General features: G+C 60.5%; 17 protein-coding genes. 8 read left to right on the plus strand and 9 right to left on the minus strand.

Going from position 1 to position 14427, the window contains the following annotated elements:
• Positions 1 to 2: 2 nt before the first annotated feature.
• On the minus strand, positions 3 to 434 hold the full coding sequence (locus QMK32_RS16775; protein WP_283476235.1) for a VOC family protein: 432 nt from the start codon (positions 432 to 434) through the stop codon (positions 3 to 5).
• A gap of 338 nt (positions 435 to 772) precedes the next feature.
• Entirely contained in the window at positions 773 to 1357 is a 585-nt protein-coding gene (locus tag QMK32_RS16780; RefSeq protein WP_283476236.1) for a TetR/AcrR family transcriptional regulator, read from the minus strand.
• Positions 1358 to 1411: 54 nt separating this feature from the next.
• On the opposite strand from QMK32_RS16780, the gene QMK32_RS16785 reads away from it, so the two are divergent.
• Positions 1412 to 2380, plus strand: coding sequence for a DMT family transporter (locus tag QMK32_RS16785; protein ID WP_283476237.1), 969 nt, complete (start codon positions 1412 to 1414; stop codon positions 2378 to 2380).
• Complete coding sequence (locus QMK32_RS16790; protein WP_283476239.1) at positions 2377 to 3975, plus strand: amidohydrolase; 1599 nt, start codon at positions 2377 to 2379, stop codon at positions 3973 to 3975. The genes QMK32_RS16785 and QMK32_RS16790 overlap by 4 nt, the downstream gene beginning before the upstream one ends.
• A 35-nt stretch (positions 3976 to 4010) precedes the next feature.
• Here the strand turns inward: QMK32_RS16790 and QMK32_RS16795 are convergent, their stop codons facing one another.
• The 3 genes from QMK32_RS16795 to QMK32_RS16805 all read right to left on the minus strand — a co-directional run bounded on the left by QMK32_RS16795 (position 4011) and on the right by QMK32_RS16805 (position 7450).
• Positions 4011 to 5300, minus strand: a complete 1290-nt coding sequence (locus QMK32_RS16795; protein WP_283476240.1) for a lipase family protein — start codon at positions 5298 to 5300, stop codon at positions 4011 to 4013.
• 94 nt (positions 5301 to 5394) lie between these two features.
• Positions 5395 to 6054, minus strand: coding sequence for a PadR family transcriptional regulator (locus QMK32_RS16800; protein ID WP_136172187.1), 660 nt, complete (start codon positions 6052 to 6054; stop codon positions 5395 to 5397).
• A 55-nt stretch (positions 6055 to 6109) separates the two neighbouring features.
• Positions 6110 to 7450, minus strand: a complete 1341-nt coding sequence (locus QMK32_RS16805; protein WP_283476242.1) for a serine hydrolase domain-containing protein — start codon at positions 7448 to 7450, stop codon at positions 6110 to 6112.
• A gap of 130 nt (positions 7451 to 7580) precedes the next feature.
• Here QMK32_RS16805 and QMK32_RS16810 point away from each other — a divergent pair, with 130 nt between their 5' ends.
• Positions 7581 to 7832 (plus strand): hypothetical protein, encoded by a 252-nt coding sequence (locus tag QMK32_RS16810; protein WP_283476243.1) that lies wholly within the window; start codon positions 7581 to 7583, stop codon positions 7830 to 7832.
• Here the strand turns inward: QMK32_RS16810 and QMK32_RS16815 are convergent, their stop codons facing one another.
• The 4 genes from QMK32_RS16815 to QMK32_RS16830 all read right to left on the minus strand — a co-directional run bounded on the left by QMK32_RS16815 (position 7833) and on the right by QMK32_RS16830 (position 10121).
• A complete protein-coding gene (locus QMK32_RS16815; protein WP_283476244.1) occupies positions 7833 to 8321 on the minus strand; it encodes a nucleoside deaminase in 489 nt (162 codons plus the stop codon).
• A gap of 31 nt (positions 8322 to 8352) precedes the next feature.
• Complete coding sequence (locus QMK32_RS16820; protein ID WP_283476245.1) at positions 8353 to 8589, minus strand: hypothetical protein; 237 nt, start codon at positions 8587 to 8589, stop codon at positions 8353 to 8355.
• On the minus strand, positions 8580 to 9209 hold the full coding sequence (locus QMK32_RS16825) for a maleylpyruvate isomerase mycothiol-dependent enzyme family protein (protein ID WP_283476247.1): 630 nt from the start codon (positions 9207 to 9209) through the stop codon (positions 8580 to 8582). Before QMK32_RS16825 ends, QMK32_RS16820 begins: the two co-directional genes overlap by 10 nt.
• Positions 9210 to 9464: 255 nt before the next feature.
• Positions 9465 to 10121, minus strand: a complete 657-nt coding sequence (locus tag QMK32_RS16830; protein WP_283476248.1) for a hypothetical protein — start codon at positions 10119 to 10121, stop codon at positions 9465 to 9467.
• A gap of 178 nt (positions 10122 to 10299) precedes the next feature.
• Here QMK32_RS16830 and QMK32_RS16835 point away from each other — a divergent pair, with 178 nt between their 5' ends.
• The 5 genes from QMK32_RS16835 to QMK32_RS16855 all read left to right on the plus strand — a co-directional run bounded on the left by QMK32_RS16835 (position 10300) and on the right by QMK32_RS16855 (position 14331).
• Entirely contained in the window at positions 10300 to 10749 is a 450-nt protein-coding gene (locus tag QMK32_RS16835) for a winged helix DNA-binding protein (protein WP_283476249.1), read from the plus strand.
• A 259-nt stretch (positions 10750 to 11008) separates the two neighbouring features.
• Positions 11009 to 11689 carry a peroxiredoxin-like family protein gene (locus QMK32_RS16840; protein ID WP_283476250.1) on the plus strand — a complete coding sequence of 227 codons (681 nt, stop codon included), beginning with the start codon at positions 11009 to 11011 and terminating at the stop codon, positions 11687 to 11689.
• Positions 11690 to 11853: 164 nt separating this feature from the next.
• Complete coding sequence (locus QMK32_RS16845) at positions 11854 to 12423, plus strand: hypothetical protein (protein WP_283476251.1); 570 nt, start codon at positions 11854 to 11856, stop codon at positions 12421 to 12423.
• Between the two features lie 54 nt (positions 12424 to 12477).
• On the plus strand, positions 12478 to 13767 hold the full coding sequence (locus QMK32_RS16850; protein ID WP_283476252.1) for an APC family permease: 1290 nt from the start codon (positions 12478 to 12480) through the stop codon (positions 13765 to 13767).
• 84 nt (positions 13768 to 13851) lie between these two features.
• Positions 13852 to 14331, plus strand: a complete 480-nt coding sequence (locus tag QMK32_RS16855) for a GNAT family N-acetyltransferase (RefSeq protein WP_283476254.1) — start codon at positions 13852 to 13854, stop codon at positions 14329 to 14331.
• The last annotated feature ends 96 nt before the right edge of the window (positions 14332 to 14427 follow it).

Below are 14427 nucleotides of genomic sequence, written 5' to 3' on the forward strand. Positions count from 1 at the left end.
GGCTATGTTGCGGTGACTGTCTCGCTCAGCTCCTGCTTGACCGCCGCTGGTGCCATGCACACGAAGGCCAGGTTGTTGCCGTCGGGATCTTCCAGGTCGCGGTCGTACATGAAACCGTGATCCTGGGCAGGCCGAGGTTCGGAACCTCCGGCGCGCAGACCCGCCTGGACGACAGTGTCAACGGCGTCCCTCGAGCCGAGGGCCAGCGCAATCTGCACTTGCGCGCTCTTGGCTGGGTCGGCGACAGGTTTGTCGGTGAACTCGGCGAAAAACTCACGGGTCAGGAGCATGAACTGTAGATCGTGGTCCCACACCAGGCAGGCGACTTTACTGTCGGTGAGGAGCGGATCGATTGTCGCGCCGATAGCGGTGTAGAAGGTCTTGCTACGTTCGAGGTCTGCGGTCGGGAAACTTACGGAGATCTTTGCGGGCATAGCGGTCACACTTCCTTGGTTGCGGTACCCGGTTCGTCGGGATACAGCGTGTAGACGAGTAGTCGGATCGAAACTCATCGGCCACAAGGAACTGCCGTTTACAAGCCCGCACATGATCGACGCGCTGAGCCCGAGCCAACAGCTGCATGGATGTGCCCGATCGCGAGGCTCGACATGAACGGGCAGGACCACCGAGGAGCGTTGCGGGCCGCAATAAGGGAGTCTGATATCGAGGCGTGATCGCCTTTCGGCGTCTGAGAACCCTTGTGGGCATTGGTGTGTAGGTTGGCGATACAGATTCATTCGAACTAGCGACCTTGCAGATCGCTTGATGAGCGCTATTTTCCACCGCTCACCAGTGGGGTGAGAATGCCGATGACGCCAGCACACAACAGTTCTACCAGGCGTCGGTACACACGGTCGGGGTCCGCGCCGGCCGGATAACCTTCTTGCGCTTCGAGGACACAGAACCCGTGCAGAGCGCTGCGCAGGGACCATGCTGCTTGTTCGGAATCATCCGCGCTCAATCCATAGCCGGCAATGACGCGATTGATGACGTCGACAACCTCGCCGACGGCGTCCACGAGGTCGGCGTGCGGGGCGGTGGGGTAGCGGTCGGTAATGGCATACAGCCCGGGGTGTGAACGGACGAAATTACGCCACGCGTCGGCGAGTGCGATGACGGCGTCGTCCTTGGCGAGCCCGACGGCGGCTGCGCGGAGGTCCTCTGCCAGCATCTGTCGCGCGAGCAGGCTTAGTTGATGCTGGACGTCGTCGACACCGTCTACATGCTTGTACAAAGCTGACTGTCGCACGTCGAGGGTGTCGGCGAGTCGACTGAGGACCAAGGCGTCGGGCCCGTGACTGTCCACGAGTTCGGCGGCGGCGGTGATGATGCGTTCGCGGGTGACCGGGATTCTCATGTGAACATCTTCCCTTGTGGGAACGCGGCGATACGAAAGTGATAGCGTATCACCATGAGTGATGCTCCATCCCTAGGTGTCGTTCGCGATGCAACTCGCGATGCTCGACGTCGCCGAGATCTGCAGGTAGTTGTGACGGGCGCTTGCATCCTGGGAATGACCTCGATCCTGTACGACTTGTCCGGGGTCTCGCCCGCGACCGGTGCGTTCTTTCGGTGTCTGTACGCCTTGATCCCGCTCGTGATCGTCGTCCTCGTGCAACGACGTCGCCCGCAAGCTCATCCGACTCCCGGTCGGTGGGTGACCAAAGCCGTCGTCGCGGGTGTGTTCCTGGGTATCGACCTGGTGCTCTGGCATGAGGCGATCCACTCGATCGGCGCCGGACTGTCGACGGTTCTGCTGAACCTGCAGGTCGTGTTCGTGGCTATCCTTGGGTACGTGGTCCTGCGTCAGCGCATCACTAGGGCACTACTGACGAGTATGCCGCTGCTCTTTGTCGGCGTCGCGCTTGTTGCGGGAATGAGTACCTCGTTGACTGGAGCCAATCCGACGGTAGGTGCTTCCTTCGCGATCATTGCAGCAGGAGCCTATGCCGTGTACATCTTCATGATGGGCTTGGCGACGCGTGCTGCCGGTAGGACTGGTCTGCCGATGCTGGTCTCCACTGCGGCCACCGGTGTGACGGCCGGATTGTTCGGCGTGGTCACCGGAACTCTTGATCTTGCACCACCTTTGGCGGCGCAAGGTTGGCTCATTTTGTTGGCCTTGGTATCTCAGGTAGTGGGCTGGCTTTTGGTAGCGAGTGCCAGCCAACGGTTGCCGGCGGGAAATATCGCAGCCAGCCTGGTGCTGCAATCAGCGTCGGCGCTGCTGTTCGGTGCCGTCCTGCTTTCTCAAATCCCCAGCATTGTGCAGATTGTGGGTGCGGTGCTGATTCTTGCCGGAGTGGTTGTCGCGACGCGCCAGCCTGTAGTGAAATTACCGACGCGTGATGTCGGCAGACGAATGGAGATCAAAGCATGACCGTCGCGGCCGACCGTATCTACATCAATGGTGACATCAGAACAATGGACGGTGCTTCTGTCGCCGCACCGACGGCACTGTTCACCAAGGGCGGCAGGTTTGTCGCGGTCGGATCCGACGCCGAGATCACAGCGTTGGGGGGGCCCGACATTCAGGTAGTGGATTTGGCTGGGGCAGTGGTTGTTCCGGGATTCATCGAGACACATCTGCACCCGATCATGTGGGGCATGTGGCTCAGTAACGTCAATGCGACGACCGGTGCGTGCCCCACGATCGAGGAGGTCATCGCCGCGCTGGGTGAGCGGGCGGCGACAACACCGGCCGGTGAGGTTGTCCAGGCGTGGGGATTCGACGACAGCCTGGTGGCCGAAGATCGGGGATTGACGACGGCTGATCTCGACCGGGCATCGGTCCAGCATCCGATCATGGTGCGTCACTTGTCTGGCCACGGCGTCTATGTCAACTCTGTGGCCCTGGAGATGTGCGGTATCGATGCTACGACGGTCGATCCGGAGGGCGGAGTCATCGTTCGTGGGGCTGACGGTGTTCCGACCGGCGAGTTGTGTGAAGTGCCGGCAATGTCCCTGGTGTACAAACTGACCCCGGCCGTCGACCACAAAGCTTCGAGTCTCGCTCTCTTGCGCGCTCAGGAAGTGATGGCCTCGGTGGGTGTGACGAGCTTCCACGACATGTTCGTGACGAAAGAGATGTACGGCACTTACCGTGAACTCGAAGAGACCGGCGAACTGCGACTGCGGGCGCGCCTGTACCTCGGACACGGTGTCCACGATCAGCTGGGCGAAACTCCCGAACCGACCGCCTTGGTGAATGTGGGAGGGGTCAAGCTGATTTCGGATGGTTCGATTCAGCTGCATACCGCAGCATTGACCGAGCCTTACCACGATCTGGGTGGATGCCATTGCGGCGGAATGGCAATTCCGTCGGGTTCGCTCGATGCACTGGTGAACGAACATCATGCCGCAGGGCGCCAGCTTGCAATTCACACCAACGGCGATCAGGCCATCGATTTTGCGCTCGACGCTATTGCGGCGGCTCAGGCTGCGCACCCTGAAACCGGAATTATGCATCGCCTCGAACACGTGCAGACTTTGCGCGACGATCAGATCGAACGAATGGCCGAGCTAGGCGTTGTCGCATCCATTTTCGTCAATCATGTTTACTACTGGGGCGATCGACACCGCGATCGGTTCCTGGGACAGCGGCGCGGTGAGCGGATCAGCCCGGTTGCGTCGGTAGTGGCGGCCGGCCTTCCTTTTGCTTTGCATTGTGATTGCCCGGTGACCCCGGTCAATCCGCTTTTCACTATGAATACCGCCGTACATCGGGTGACCCGTGAGGGTCACGTTCTGGGCGCCGAGCAACGGGTGAGCGCCGACGTTGCGTTGTCCGGCTACACAAGTGCTGCTGCGCAAATTACCGGCGAAGCCGCTGACAAGGGCCGGATAGCCGTTGGTCTGTTGGCAGATTTTGTGGTGCTCGACGGCGATCCATTGGAGGACGGCCCGGTCGATCTGTCGGCACTGAAGGTTCTCCGCACCGTTGTCGGAGGTGAGACGGTCTTCGAGGATGTGTAGGCCCATTGCACAGTGATCCTGTGTCGATCGAATGCTCAGGGGATGGGTGTTGGAGTCAGATCGTTTCCTGGTCCGATCACGGCGCAGTTATTCGTGGGTGCGGCGCCGGCGAAGCGTTCAGTGAGAAACTGGGCTGCTTGGGCCTGGAACGGTACGAAGGCTTTGGTGTGGTCCAAGCCGGTGTATTGGGAGTAGGTGACCGCGACGCCACGGTTGCAGTACTCGTGCGCGAGCCCTTCCACATCACCGGTGACCATCACCGTATCGCCGATGCCGTCGGAATCGCCGACCCCGAGAAGGATTGGGACGGTTGGTGTTCCAGTACTTCCCATGATGTTGTCGCTGACGACCTCGACTGCCGCGGGCACCTGAAGGAGGGAGGTGTACGGCGCTGCGAGCATTTCGGTGTCGGTCAGCCCCGGGTAGCTGGACGCGAAACCGTTGATGCAGTTCGATTGGACGGCGTCGACGATGTTCTTGCCCTTGTCCGAGAGAAATGCGTCGGTATCGATGCCGTAGGCCCGTTGGTAGGCGACGATCAGGGCGGGGATCACGCCGGCCCAATCCTTGGACCCACTGACGTATGGCAAGTTTCGGGCGAAATCGACCGGCGGGCCGCCTGCTGCGGCACCGACGATGTTCAGCTCCGGTGAGTACTGGGGGGCCATCTCGGCGCCCCACTGTGTGGGCACCGATCCACCCGAGTAACCGATGAGCCCGACCGGCGTCGACGCAGGCAGTGCGAGAACCGATTCCGTGGCGCGGATCCCGTCGAGTGCTGCATACCCTGACTGGCGTCCGATGGTCCACTCGAGATCCTCGCCCTCGTAGTCAGGGACGACGACGGTGTACCCGGCGGCCATGTACCCGGCGATGACGGTCTGCTCGATCGTCGCGGTGCGGCTGTCGCCGTGTCCGCTCAGGGTGTACGACGGGTCGCATTCGGTGCCGAGACCGTCGTAGGCGGTGTGGAACGAGATCAGTTTGGTCGGTCCTGGGACGAGTGGCCGCAGAACTGTCGCGACTGTCGTCACTGGGCTGCCCTGTTGATCGGTCGTCCGGTAGAGCACCTGCGTAGACGTGATCGGTGTAGCAATTCCAGGCGCGCCGTATGCCGCGGGCCGGGTACGTAGGACAGCACCAGGTGCCGCAGTGTCGAGCGAGTCGGTCCAGTCGTAGAACGGATCGGCCGAGGGCAAAGGTTGAACCGCTGCCGGTGAAGCCGGTTCGGCGGCAGCCAATCCGGTCGCAGAACTCACCACCGCGAGCGCCACGGCTGTCAGGACGGCAAGACGGCTGGTCGCTTCGATTCTGCGGCGAATCATGGGAATTGTTACCCCTCTGTAGGTCGGATCTGCCTCCCGACGGTGCCGGCACGTCGGTTCTTCCGCAGGCCCTCCTTTCGGATGCGAACGCTCATTACTTCGGAGTAGGAAATTTACCGGTGGTGGGAGCGAAAACGGCCGACTCCGCGAGAATTGCGCGGCTGCGCTGATGGTGGCTGGTAGCGGGGGAGATGGTGTCGGGCCAGTCTGCGATTTCACCGAGGGCCCACTCGGCCCATTCGACGATGTGGCTGAAGTGCCCCATCATGAAGTTGTTGGCGAGCGCCATGAGGTGTTCGCGCTCCGGGAAGGATCCACCGTCTGTCTCTCTGATCAGGACGGCGTTCATTCCGAACAGGCTGCGGCTTTGGGCCGCTTGATCGCGCATGGTCACGAGGTTGTTCCTCAGATCGTCGATGTTTCCTTGTTCCGCCACCAGCACGCGGATCATGCCCTCGAACTCGAAAGCGGAAGGACGCGATTCTGTCGGAAGCCACGACGCCAATGCATCGCGTCCTGCCGTTGTAATCGAGTAGACAGTCCTGTTTCGAGCACCGACCGCCTGGTTCGTAGCAGTAACCAGTCCGAGGTTCAGCAACTTCTTGGGGGCGTTGTAGCGCTGCCTGTCCGCGCGTGGCCACAGTTCGCCGATGCCCTTGCCGAAGTGTTCTGCGATCTCATAAGCCGACCAATCTCGCGACACCAGCAATCCGAGGATCACATACGACGTCGTATTCAAATCCTCACGAGCCACTCTGATATTCCCTCCGGGTCCTTACCGATACAAAGCACCGAGCCTAATGAATGACTCAGTTGCCTTCCGTCTCACCTACCTCGCCGATGTCGTCGGCGGTATTTTCGTTGTCGTTCCCACCGGTCGTCGCGTAGACATAGCCGATCAGTTTCTCCGCTAGCCGTGCGGCAGGGGCTTTGCCTTCTGCCGTCGGAGCAAGATTCCCCCAGATGACCATCGTGACGTCGTTGACGGGGTCGTACCCCATGAACGAGTTGTAGCCTGGCAGCTCACCTGTGTGGCCGAAGAGAGGGCCCATCTGTGCGATGCCGTACCCGTAGTTGGCGGCCTTAGGTGATTCAGGGTCCGTGGAAGCGACGCTATCCATCCGCAGCTTCTGTGTCTTTTCGTCGAGAAGATCACCCTTCACCATCGCCTGTACCCACGTCGCGAGATCGTTGACCGTCGAGATCCCCTGTCCCGCCGACCAAGTCCATGAAGGATTGTCGCCAGTCGTATCGCGCGGTGATACGGACCCGGACTCGATCTCGGCCAGTCTCTCCGGCGACAGCGAATCCTTGCCCTCACCGAGAGTCTCGATGTTGCCGCTGTAGGAGTATCCCCGCGCGAACGGCGCAGGAATTGCGGTATCGGTGCTCAAAGGAAACGAGGTCCCGTTCATGTTCAGTTTCGAGAAGAACCGATCTTGAAAAATCTGGTCGATCGGCTTTCCGTCGAGTTTTTCGGCGATCAAGCCTAGGAGCACCGTGTTGGTGTTGGAGTAGTGCCACCCCTCACCGGGAGGAAAGTAGGCCGGATTGGAAAGTCCTAGTGCAACAAGTTCTTCCGGCGTCCATACCCGTGCGGGATTGTCGTCCAAGGCCTGATTGAGATCCACGGTTTCGGTGTAGTTGTAGAGTCCGCTACGCATATCGAGCATTTGTCCGATGGTGATGTTCTCCCCATTCGGCACGTCGGGTCGGTACTTGCTCACCGGGTCGTCGACCGACAACTTTCCTTCTTGGACCATCTGCAGAATGGCGGTACCCGTCCACGTCTTCGTGTTGGATCCGATACGAATGCTGGTATCGAGCGTCGGTGTCTCGGATCCGCCCAGTTCTGTTGCACCCCAGCTGTTTGTATACTTTCCATCGGGGGTTTCGATGAGGACGACCATACCGATTTCGCGTAATTCCTGTGCAGTTTCGTCGACGACTGCATCCATCGCGGTGGTGTCGAACGGCACCAACGCGCTATCGCCGGACTGCGTGCTCGTAGCCGAAGATGCGGTAGCTGCCGAGTCGGTAGTCGGAGGACTCGTGTCCGACGAGCACGAGGCGGTGAACGTGATCACCGTGAGCATGGCCGCAACTGCAGCGTGCCGACGTCTGGGAGAGCGGGTCATCGATGGAGGCATCGTGAGCTCCTGGGTGGGCGAAGGGGGTGATAAAGGCTCCTCCGTAAATTATGCATCTTGCATGATGCACATTGCAGTATTATTCGGCTACGTTTTGAAAACGGGAGTTCGAGCGAAAGCCAGGTGCACGATGACTGCCGGACAGCTTCTCGCGGTTACCGCGACTCCGCAGGCGATCCTCACCTGGTTGAAATTGGTCAGCGATCAGTCGTGGGCGGACACCTTCTGGGCCGGCCAACCGATACTCGGCGAGCGCTGCTCGCTGGTGGGTGTGGGTGTCGACAGTGCCGCGAAGGGTGCGGTGGTCGGAAAGACCGGCACATCGGCGGACGTCGAACCGGTGAGCGGGAGGTTGGTCCTGGCCCGTTCAGCTGGAAACTGATTAGTCCGACAGGCCTACATTGCGACGATGAAGTGACCGCATCTCGTCACGGACGTCCTCGACGGGTCCTCGGACCGTGACCGATGGTGCCACCTGGCTGATGGGCAACGGTGTAACCGGTCCAGGATCGACGTTCCACTCCTGCTGCCATGCAGCGAGTTGGGCACTCGTCACCGCAATGACGATGTCGCCGAGACCTACCCAGGCGTGAGCGGCAGAGCACATCGGGCAGTGTTCGCCCGATGTGTAGACCGTTGTCCGTGCACGATCTTCACTACTCAAGTTCTTTACGGCCCATTCCACGATGGTGAATTCGGGATGGCGAGTGGAGTCACCGCCGCTCACACGATTGCGATCCTCGAACAGCACGCGGCCCTCGGCGTCGACCAGCACGGAGCCGAACGGTTTATCACCTGCGTCCAGCGCCTCGCGAGCGAGCTCGACGCATCGATGGATATGGGCCAAATCGCCGGAATCAGGAAACGTCATATCCCGAGTGTGCCCTGTCAGGATCCGAGGATCAGCAGCGAGAGCGTCCCAGCTTGACGACGTACCGGGTTGTTTTTGTTTTGTGGTCGTGCTCGTCGACGCGGACGGGCGAGCGATAGAGCCGTTCTACCGGGTGAACGACTGCTGGTTCGACGCCACCATCGGACTGTTCGTTATCGATTCGTTTGCCGTTATCGATTCGGTAGATCACAAGGCCGACAAACGCCAGAGCGACCAGCGTGAGGCCGTTGCCCGAGCTTACGACCATCTGGGTTGGATGGTTCGTTGCCTCGGTTTTCCGTCCCACTCCTGGAGCGGTGCTGATTGCCACCACCACTGCGGATCTTGCTTCACACCTTGGATCTCGATCCTGCCGGTCACCGCGAGTAGCAGTCTGTCCGAGGACGCGTAGTCGGGGCCAACCCAAGGAAATGCCCGCGATACGGTCCGGTCGCAAATTACATCGGGCAATTGGAGGTCGATTTCGAGTGCCTGCGCAGCGTCGTATCCGTGCATGAGAATCTCGGTGACCGCCATGGCAACCCACCCTGCTCGATCTGCGTTCCCGCTGGGATGCCACGCGCGTTCGGAGCCGAGATCTCTGAGGAGCCCTGCAAGCATGTGAGCGCTCGTCACGGCGTTGTCCAACTGCTCTGACGGATGTCCAACCCGCCCATTGCGGACCACGGGTAATGCGTGGCACGCGCGCCGCGCGACCTGCCCGCAGTAGAAGACCAATGCGTCGGAGATATGAGCGACTGTATGCGCGGCTGTCCAGTCGGTAGGCGCAGCAACCTTTTGCCAGCGTTGATCTGTGTCGGAGACGGCGCTCAGCGGGGTCAGTGCCATCACCGCAGCGATGACGTCGGCGGGCTGCGGTTCGATCACTTGAACACTCTTGCATACCTCTACTGATACGAGTCAGGAGTTCCGAACCCTGTGGTGGTGCCAAGTGGTTATCGAGCGGGATCTGGGCAGCTGGGAGCGCGGTAAGGATCGACGCGTCGAAAAAGCGGGGCCTGACCATCGTCGGTGAAAAGGGCCGTGAGTAGGCACATTGGATTGCCCTACTCAGGTCGCGGGATCGATGGTGCCCGAGTAGGTCTCACTGCTTGCGGGGGACTTTGGTGAGGATTGCAAGGGTTACCGTGAACTAGCGGCGTGGCTCGGAACGCGAATGGTGTTGTCCCAAGTCCACTTTTCACGGCGAGGCCGCCCGGGTAGGTCGATACGCCCACAGGACCAGAGCAGGGTGGACCAACCGTCGTCGGTCGGCTCGATTTCGGGTAGAAGTCGGGCGATGACCCGGGTACACACCGCGTCGTCTGCTCGCCACCGAACGCCGAGACCAGCCGCTACGTCGAAGGTATGGACGACCGTCTCGAGTACACCCATAGCGGCTGACGCTTCAGGATCCGCGAGGCCGTACACATGATGTGCTCGGGCTGTCCGCGGTGAGACTCGTACTATCGCTGCCAGTAGGGCCGCCATGGCGGTGAACACGTCGAGCAGCCCTTCGACACCGTTGTCCGGATCGACACTGATCGAGTTCTCTGGACCGCTCGGCCGTCTGGAACGCGCTTCGATCGGCAGGTTGCCGGGTGTACCGCCCGCACCGAGTTGTGCTGCGTAGAAAAACAAGTCGTCTGCAGTGTGTTCGACCGTCTCCCAGCAGGTCCACGTCAGGTCGCCTGCGGCGACAGACCAGTCGTACGGAGCGGCACTGCGCAGTGCTGAGGCAGCGGCCGTGGCTGTTTCGAGCACGTCGTCTGCGGTCACAGATCCCGGCGATGTAGTCATCTCACGACTCTAGGGGCCGCTCGGCTGCCACGGCCGTTCCCGAGATGTCTCATGCGGAATGGGAGTGATTCGTCTCGGTTTCTGTAAAGGATAAAGCGCCCTTGGGTGATTTCGCGCCCGGTACGAGTTATCGTGCCGAGTTGACCTCAACCGTGGGTTGGGTTCTATCGTCGGATTCATGACACCACCGATATCCATGCAACCACCGAACCGCCAGCCCCTCGGATTCTGGACCGTGCGAGCTGGCGAGGCAATTCGCGCTCGTACCCGCAGCGCACTACATGAGGTAGGGCTCTCGCAGTCCGAATGGTGGCTTCTTCACCAGCTTTCGTTGTCTCCCGACGGTGTCGACCGGGAAGAGACGATCGAGAAGCTCGGCCACAACGACACACCGGAAGCCATCATCGAGGCGATCGAATCGTCGGTCGCGAAAGGCTTCGTTCATCTGGCTGGTTCGGTTATCGAGCAGACCGAGCACGGTGCCGAACAGTTTCGGGTTGGATCGGATATCCAGCGCAGGCTCCAAGAAGAACGGATGCAGGGCATCAGCGAAGCAGACTTCGTAACAACCATCGAAGTGCTGCAACGGACTATTGAGAATGTCGGCGGCAGTGCCTGGCATTGGTAGTTTGTCCAGCACTGTGTGTCGTTCCGTCCTGATCGACGCTGTGCCGGCTCTATCTGACTATTGTTCTGGCTTGCGGTAGCGGCGATGTTGTGCGCCGGATTTCGGCGCACGCCCTCGTATTAGATGACGAATTCGGCTGGCCGAAGCACAATTTCGGTGCACCCATCCCGTTAATGCAAACTTGTAAACAAGACGGAGAGGCGTCCGGCTCGACAACATCGCCACGCCCAACGACCCCTATCGAATCGGAGCCCTGCTGATGACTGATCCCCACACACCGATTGCCGACCGAGTTGCAGAATTACAGCGGGAATCAGCGTCACGGCTACCCGCAGATGTGCGGGCGGCCTTCGATGCCGACCTGGCACGCGCCACCGCAACGGGAATACCGGCAGATGTCACTGCCGCCGGCACGGCGATGCCCGACGGAGACGTTGTCGACGAGGGCGGACATCCCACTACGTTGGCGTCGGTCCGGGCGGGGCGCCCTGCAGTGGTGGTCTTCTACAGAGGTGCATGGTGTCCGTACTGCAACCTGACGCTGCGTGCCTACCAGGAAACTTTGGTGAGCGAACTCGATGTTCGTGGCGTCGCCCTGGTGGCTGTCAGTCCGCAGAAGCCGGACGGCTCCCTGTCGATGCAACAGAAGAACGATCTGACTTACACGGTGGTCTCCGATCCGGGGAACCAGATCGCGGGCCGACTCGGCATCCTCACCGCAACAGGGAAACAAGCCCGTGACGCGCAGATGAGCCTCGGACTCGATCTAGCCGACATCAATGCCGACGGCACTCATACACTTCCCTTTCCCACGGTGGTCATCGTCGATGCAGCAGGCACGATCCGGTGGATCGATGTGCACCTCGACTACACCACCCGTAGCGAGCCCGCCGAGATCCTTACCGCCATCGACGCTGTCCTAGCAAACCACCACTTCTGATTGCCCATCCCAGTCAACGGGATCGTGGCGCGGCTTTGTGATTGTTCGGCTTACCCGTGATTCAAAAGCTGTCGGCGATGCGGTTGCCTGGAAAGCATCCAAAGTCACAAGGACTCTGATGCGCGAGCAAGGGCTGATCGTGAGCGACCGGTATTGTCCGAAGCATGAGGATCCGGGCGGCGACGACCGTTGTTGTCCTTGCTGCTGCCCTGGTTGGGTGTGCAAACACTGACATCGCTGCAGATCAGCTCAACCCGACGACTGCGCGACCGCAGCCGCCGAGCGAACAATCAGAGCAATACGTGGCGGCATTGCACCAACTCGTACTTGTCGACAATCCGTTTGCACGAGCGCCGTCACCCGTCCGCTACCTCTACATTGTCGACGGCAGTAAACCGCCTAGCCCGGTACCGTCCTTCGGCAACGAGGGAATGCGCATCGAATCCGAATTGAAGAACGAGATCACAACCAAGTCCGGCGATCTCCCCCCCATCGAGTTCATTGCGAGCCCGGACCAGCGAGCCGAACCGGAACGAAGCGGCCTCACCGGAGTCGAGAACGATGGCGCGATCATCAGCTTCATCCCCGCCCAGCAACAAGAGAATGGGACGGTTCATGTCGGTGCGTACCTCTGGTGCGGCATTGACTGCGGAATCGGACTTACCTATGTTCTCGACAATGTCGACGGACACTGGACGGTCACGGGAACGACCGGGTCGATCAGCATTTCCTGATCTGCTGCGATTCTTCGCGCTCCTTGTGTGCACTGCGGCGAATAGACTTCGGTGATGCCCCACTCCGCTGATGCGGTCTCACATCCGATCGGATTGTGGGGCGTTGTGGCCATCGGCGTCGGAGGCATGGTCGGTGGCGGGATCTTCGCCGTCCTCGGACTATCGGTGCAAATCACCAAGGGCGCCGCCCCGGTCGCGTTTCTCCTGGCCGGACTGGTGGCGTTGTTGACCGCGAGATCGTATGCGCTGCTCTCGAAGTCGTATCCGAGCCGCGGCGGCACGGTGACGTTCGTCAATCGTGCGTTCGGCACGGGATTGTTCTCCGGTGGAATCAATGTCCTGCTGTGGATGAGCTACATCGTCATGTTGGCGCTGTATTCGCAGGCGTTCGGGAGTTACGCGTCCAGTTTCCTACCACCGGAGTTTCGCAGCCTTGGCAAGCATCTCCTTCTCACAGCGGCGATCGTCGTCATCACCGTTCTCAACATCGCCGGTGCATCTACGATCGCTCGCACCGAGCGCTATGTCGTGGCGATCAAGATCGCGATCTTGGTGTTGTTCGTGGTGGTCGGGCTGGCGGGGGTGTCCGCAGAACGGCTCGAACCGTCACAATGGAGCTCCCCGATCTCCATCGTCGCAGGCGGCATGATCATCTTCTTGGCCTACGAAGGATTCGAACTCATCGCCAACACCGCCGAGGATGTCGACGATCCCGGGCGCACCCTCAAGAGGGCCTACTACATTTCGGTGCTCTTCGTGATCGTGTTGTACGTGCTCGTCGCTGTTGTCTCTGTGGGAGCCGTGCCGTTGGTAAGCCTGATCGACGCGCGTGACTATGCGCTGGCCGAGGCCGCCCGCCCCGCCCTCGGAGCAGTCGGGTTCACGATGATCGGCATCGCGGCGATGCTGTCGACCGCTTCAGCGATCAACGCCACTCTGTATGGATCGACTCGGATGATCTACGTCATCGCGAAGTCGAGAGAACTACCTGCCCAGCTCCAACGGCCCATCTGGAACCACCCGATCGAAGGGCTGCTGATCACCTCCGGATCGACCACCGTGCTGGCGAATGCACTGGACCTGAACAGCATCTCCACCATGGGTAGCGCAGGCTTTCTCATCATCTTTGCCGTAGTGAACGCCGCTGAAGCTCGCACCGCGCGCCAGCGTGGATCGACGCCGTGGATCTCCATCCTGGCAGCTACGGCATGTGCCGGCGCGCTTGCAGCTCTACTCGCCGAGAGCACCGTCGGCCCCGCTACCGTCCTGGCAGTCATGGTGGCGCTGTCCTTCGGTATCGAAGCAGCCTTTCGGCACTTTCGTGGCCCGGTCCCCCAGCTGTAGGAACTACTGGCCGATCAGGCCAAGTCCCCGCCAGATAGCTGTCGGACGCGGGTTGGGCCGAGCTCTTCTGGAATAGTTTTACGTATGGAATCTGTTGTGCCCTTGTCGCCGAAGGACGCGGGTGAGCTGTTCACGCTCCAGCGTGCCGCTTACGTGACCGAGGCCCAGGCCCACGAGGATCTGAATCTTCCTCCGTTGGTCGAATCGCTGACCGAGGTGACGAATGAACTCGACAAGCCTGAAGTGGATTCGTTCGGGTTGCGCGATGGCGCACAACGCCTCGTCGGGGCGGTACGTGTGCGTGTCCTTCCTGCAAATGCGCGGTGTGCAGAGGTGGGCAGGCTGGTCGTAGCCCCTGATGTGCAGGGTCGTGGATTGGGAAGTCGGTTGCTCGAACTCGTGGAAGAGCGACTTTCTGAGGACATCACCGAGCTGAAGCTGTTCACCGGCGAACACAGTGTGGGGAACCTGCGGCTCTATTCGAGGTTCAGCTACCGGGAAACGCATCGAGTACCGACTGCGAACGGCTATGCACTTGTCTATCTGAGCAAGCGACTGCGCTAGAAATTGTCCTCATATGGTCGGTACGTTTCCGGCTCGGCATCTTCACCGCCAAGAACTGTCGTGTGCTCTATTTACTGTCGCACGGTTCGACAAGAA

The sequence above is a fragment of the Rhodococcus sp. H29-C3 genome, assembly GCF_030063405.1.
Classification (GTDB): Bacteria; Actinomycetota; Actinomycetes; order Mycobacteriales; family Mycobacteriaceae; genus Rhodococcoides.

Excerpts from the sequence above, each read along its gene's own strand:
- QMK32_RS16775 (WP_283476235.1), bottom strand. The coding sequence starts at position 434 with ATGCCCGCAAAGATCTCCGTAAGTTTCCCGACCGCAGACCTCGAACGT.
- QMK32_RS16780 (WP_283476236.1), bottom strand. The coding sequence starts at position 1,357 with ATGAGAATCCCGGTCACCCGCGAACGCATCATCACCGCCGCCGCCGAA.
- QMK32_RS16785 (WP_283476237.1), top strand. The coding sequence starts at position 1,412 with ATGAGTGATGCTCCATCCCTAGGTGTCGTTCGCGATGCAACTCGCGAT.
- QMK32_RS16790 (WP_283476239.1), top strand. The coding sequence starts at position 2,377 with ATGACCGTCGCGGCCGACCGTATCTACATCAATGGTGACATCAGAACA.
- QMK32_RS16795 (WP_283476240.1), bottom strand. The coding sequence starts at position 5,300 with ATGATTCGCCGCAGAATCGAAGCGACCAGCCGTCTTGCCGTCCTGACA.
- QMK32_RS16805 (WP_283476242.1), bottom strand. The coding sequence starts at position 7,450 with ATGCCTCCATCGATGACCCGCTCTCCCAGACGTCGGCACGCTGCAGTT.
- QMK32_RS16810 (WP_283476243.1), top strand. The coding sequence starts at position 7,581 with ATGACTGCCGGACAGCTTCTCGCGGTTACCGCGACTCCGCAGGCGATC.
- QMK32_RS16815 (WP_283476244.1), bottom strand. The coding sequence starts at position 8,321 with ATGACGTTTCCTGATTCCGGCGATTTGGCCCATATCCATCGATGCGTC.
- QMK32_RS16820 (WP_283476245.1), bottom strand. The coding sequence starts at position 8,589 with ATGGTCGTAAGCTCGGGCAACGGCCTCACGCTGGTCGCTCTGGCGTTT.
- QMK32_RS16830 (WP_283476248.1), bottom strand. The coding sequence starts at position 10,121 with ATGACTACATCGCCGGGATCTGTGACCGCAGACGACGTGCTCGAAACA.
- QMK32_RS16835 (WP_283476249.1), top strand. The coding sequence starts at position 10,300 with ATGACACCACCGATATCCATGCAACCACCGAACCGCCAGCCCCTCGGA.
- QMK32_RS16840 (WP_283476250.1), top strand. The coding sequence starts at position 11,009 with ATGACTGATCCCCACACACCGATTGCCGACCGAGTTGCAGAATTACAG.
- QMK32_RS16845 (WP_283476251.1), top strand. The coding sequence starts at position 11,854 with ATGAGGATCCGGGCGGCGACGACCGTTGTTGTCCTTGCTGCTGCCCTG.
- QMK32_RS16850 (WP_283476252.1), top strand. The coding sequence starts at position 12,478 with ATGCCCCACTCCGCTGATGCGGTCTCACATCCGATCGGATTGTGGGGC.
- QMK32_RS16855 (WP_283476254.1), top strand. The coding sequence starts at position 13,852 with ATGGAATCTGTTGTGCCCTTGTCGCCGAAGGACGCGGGTGAGCTGTTC.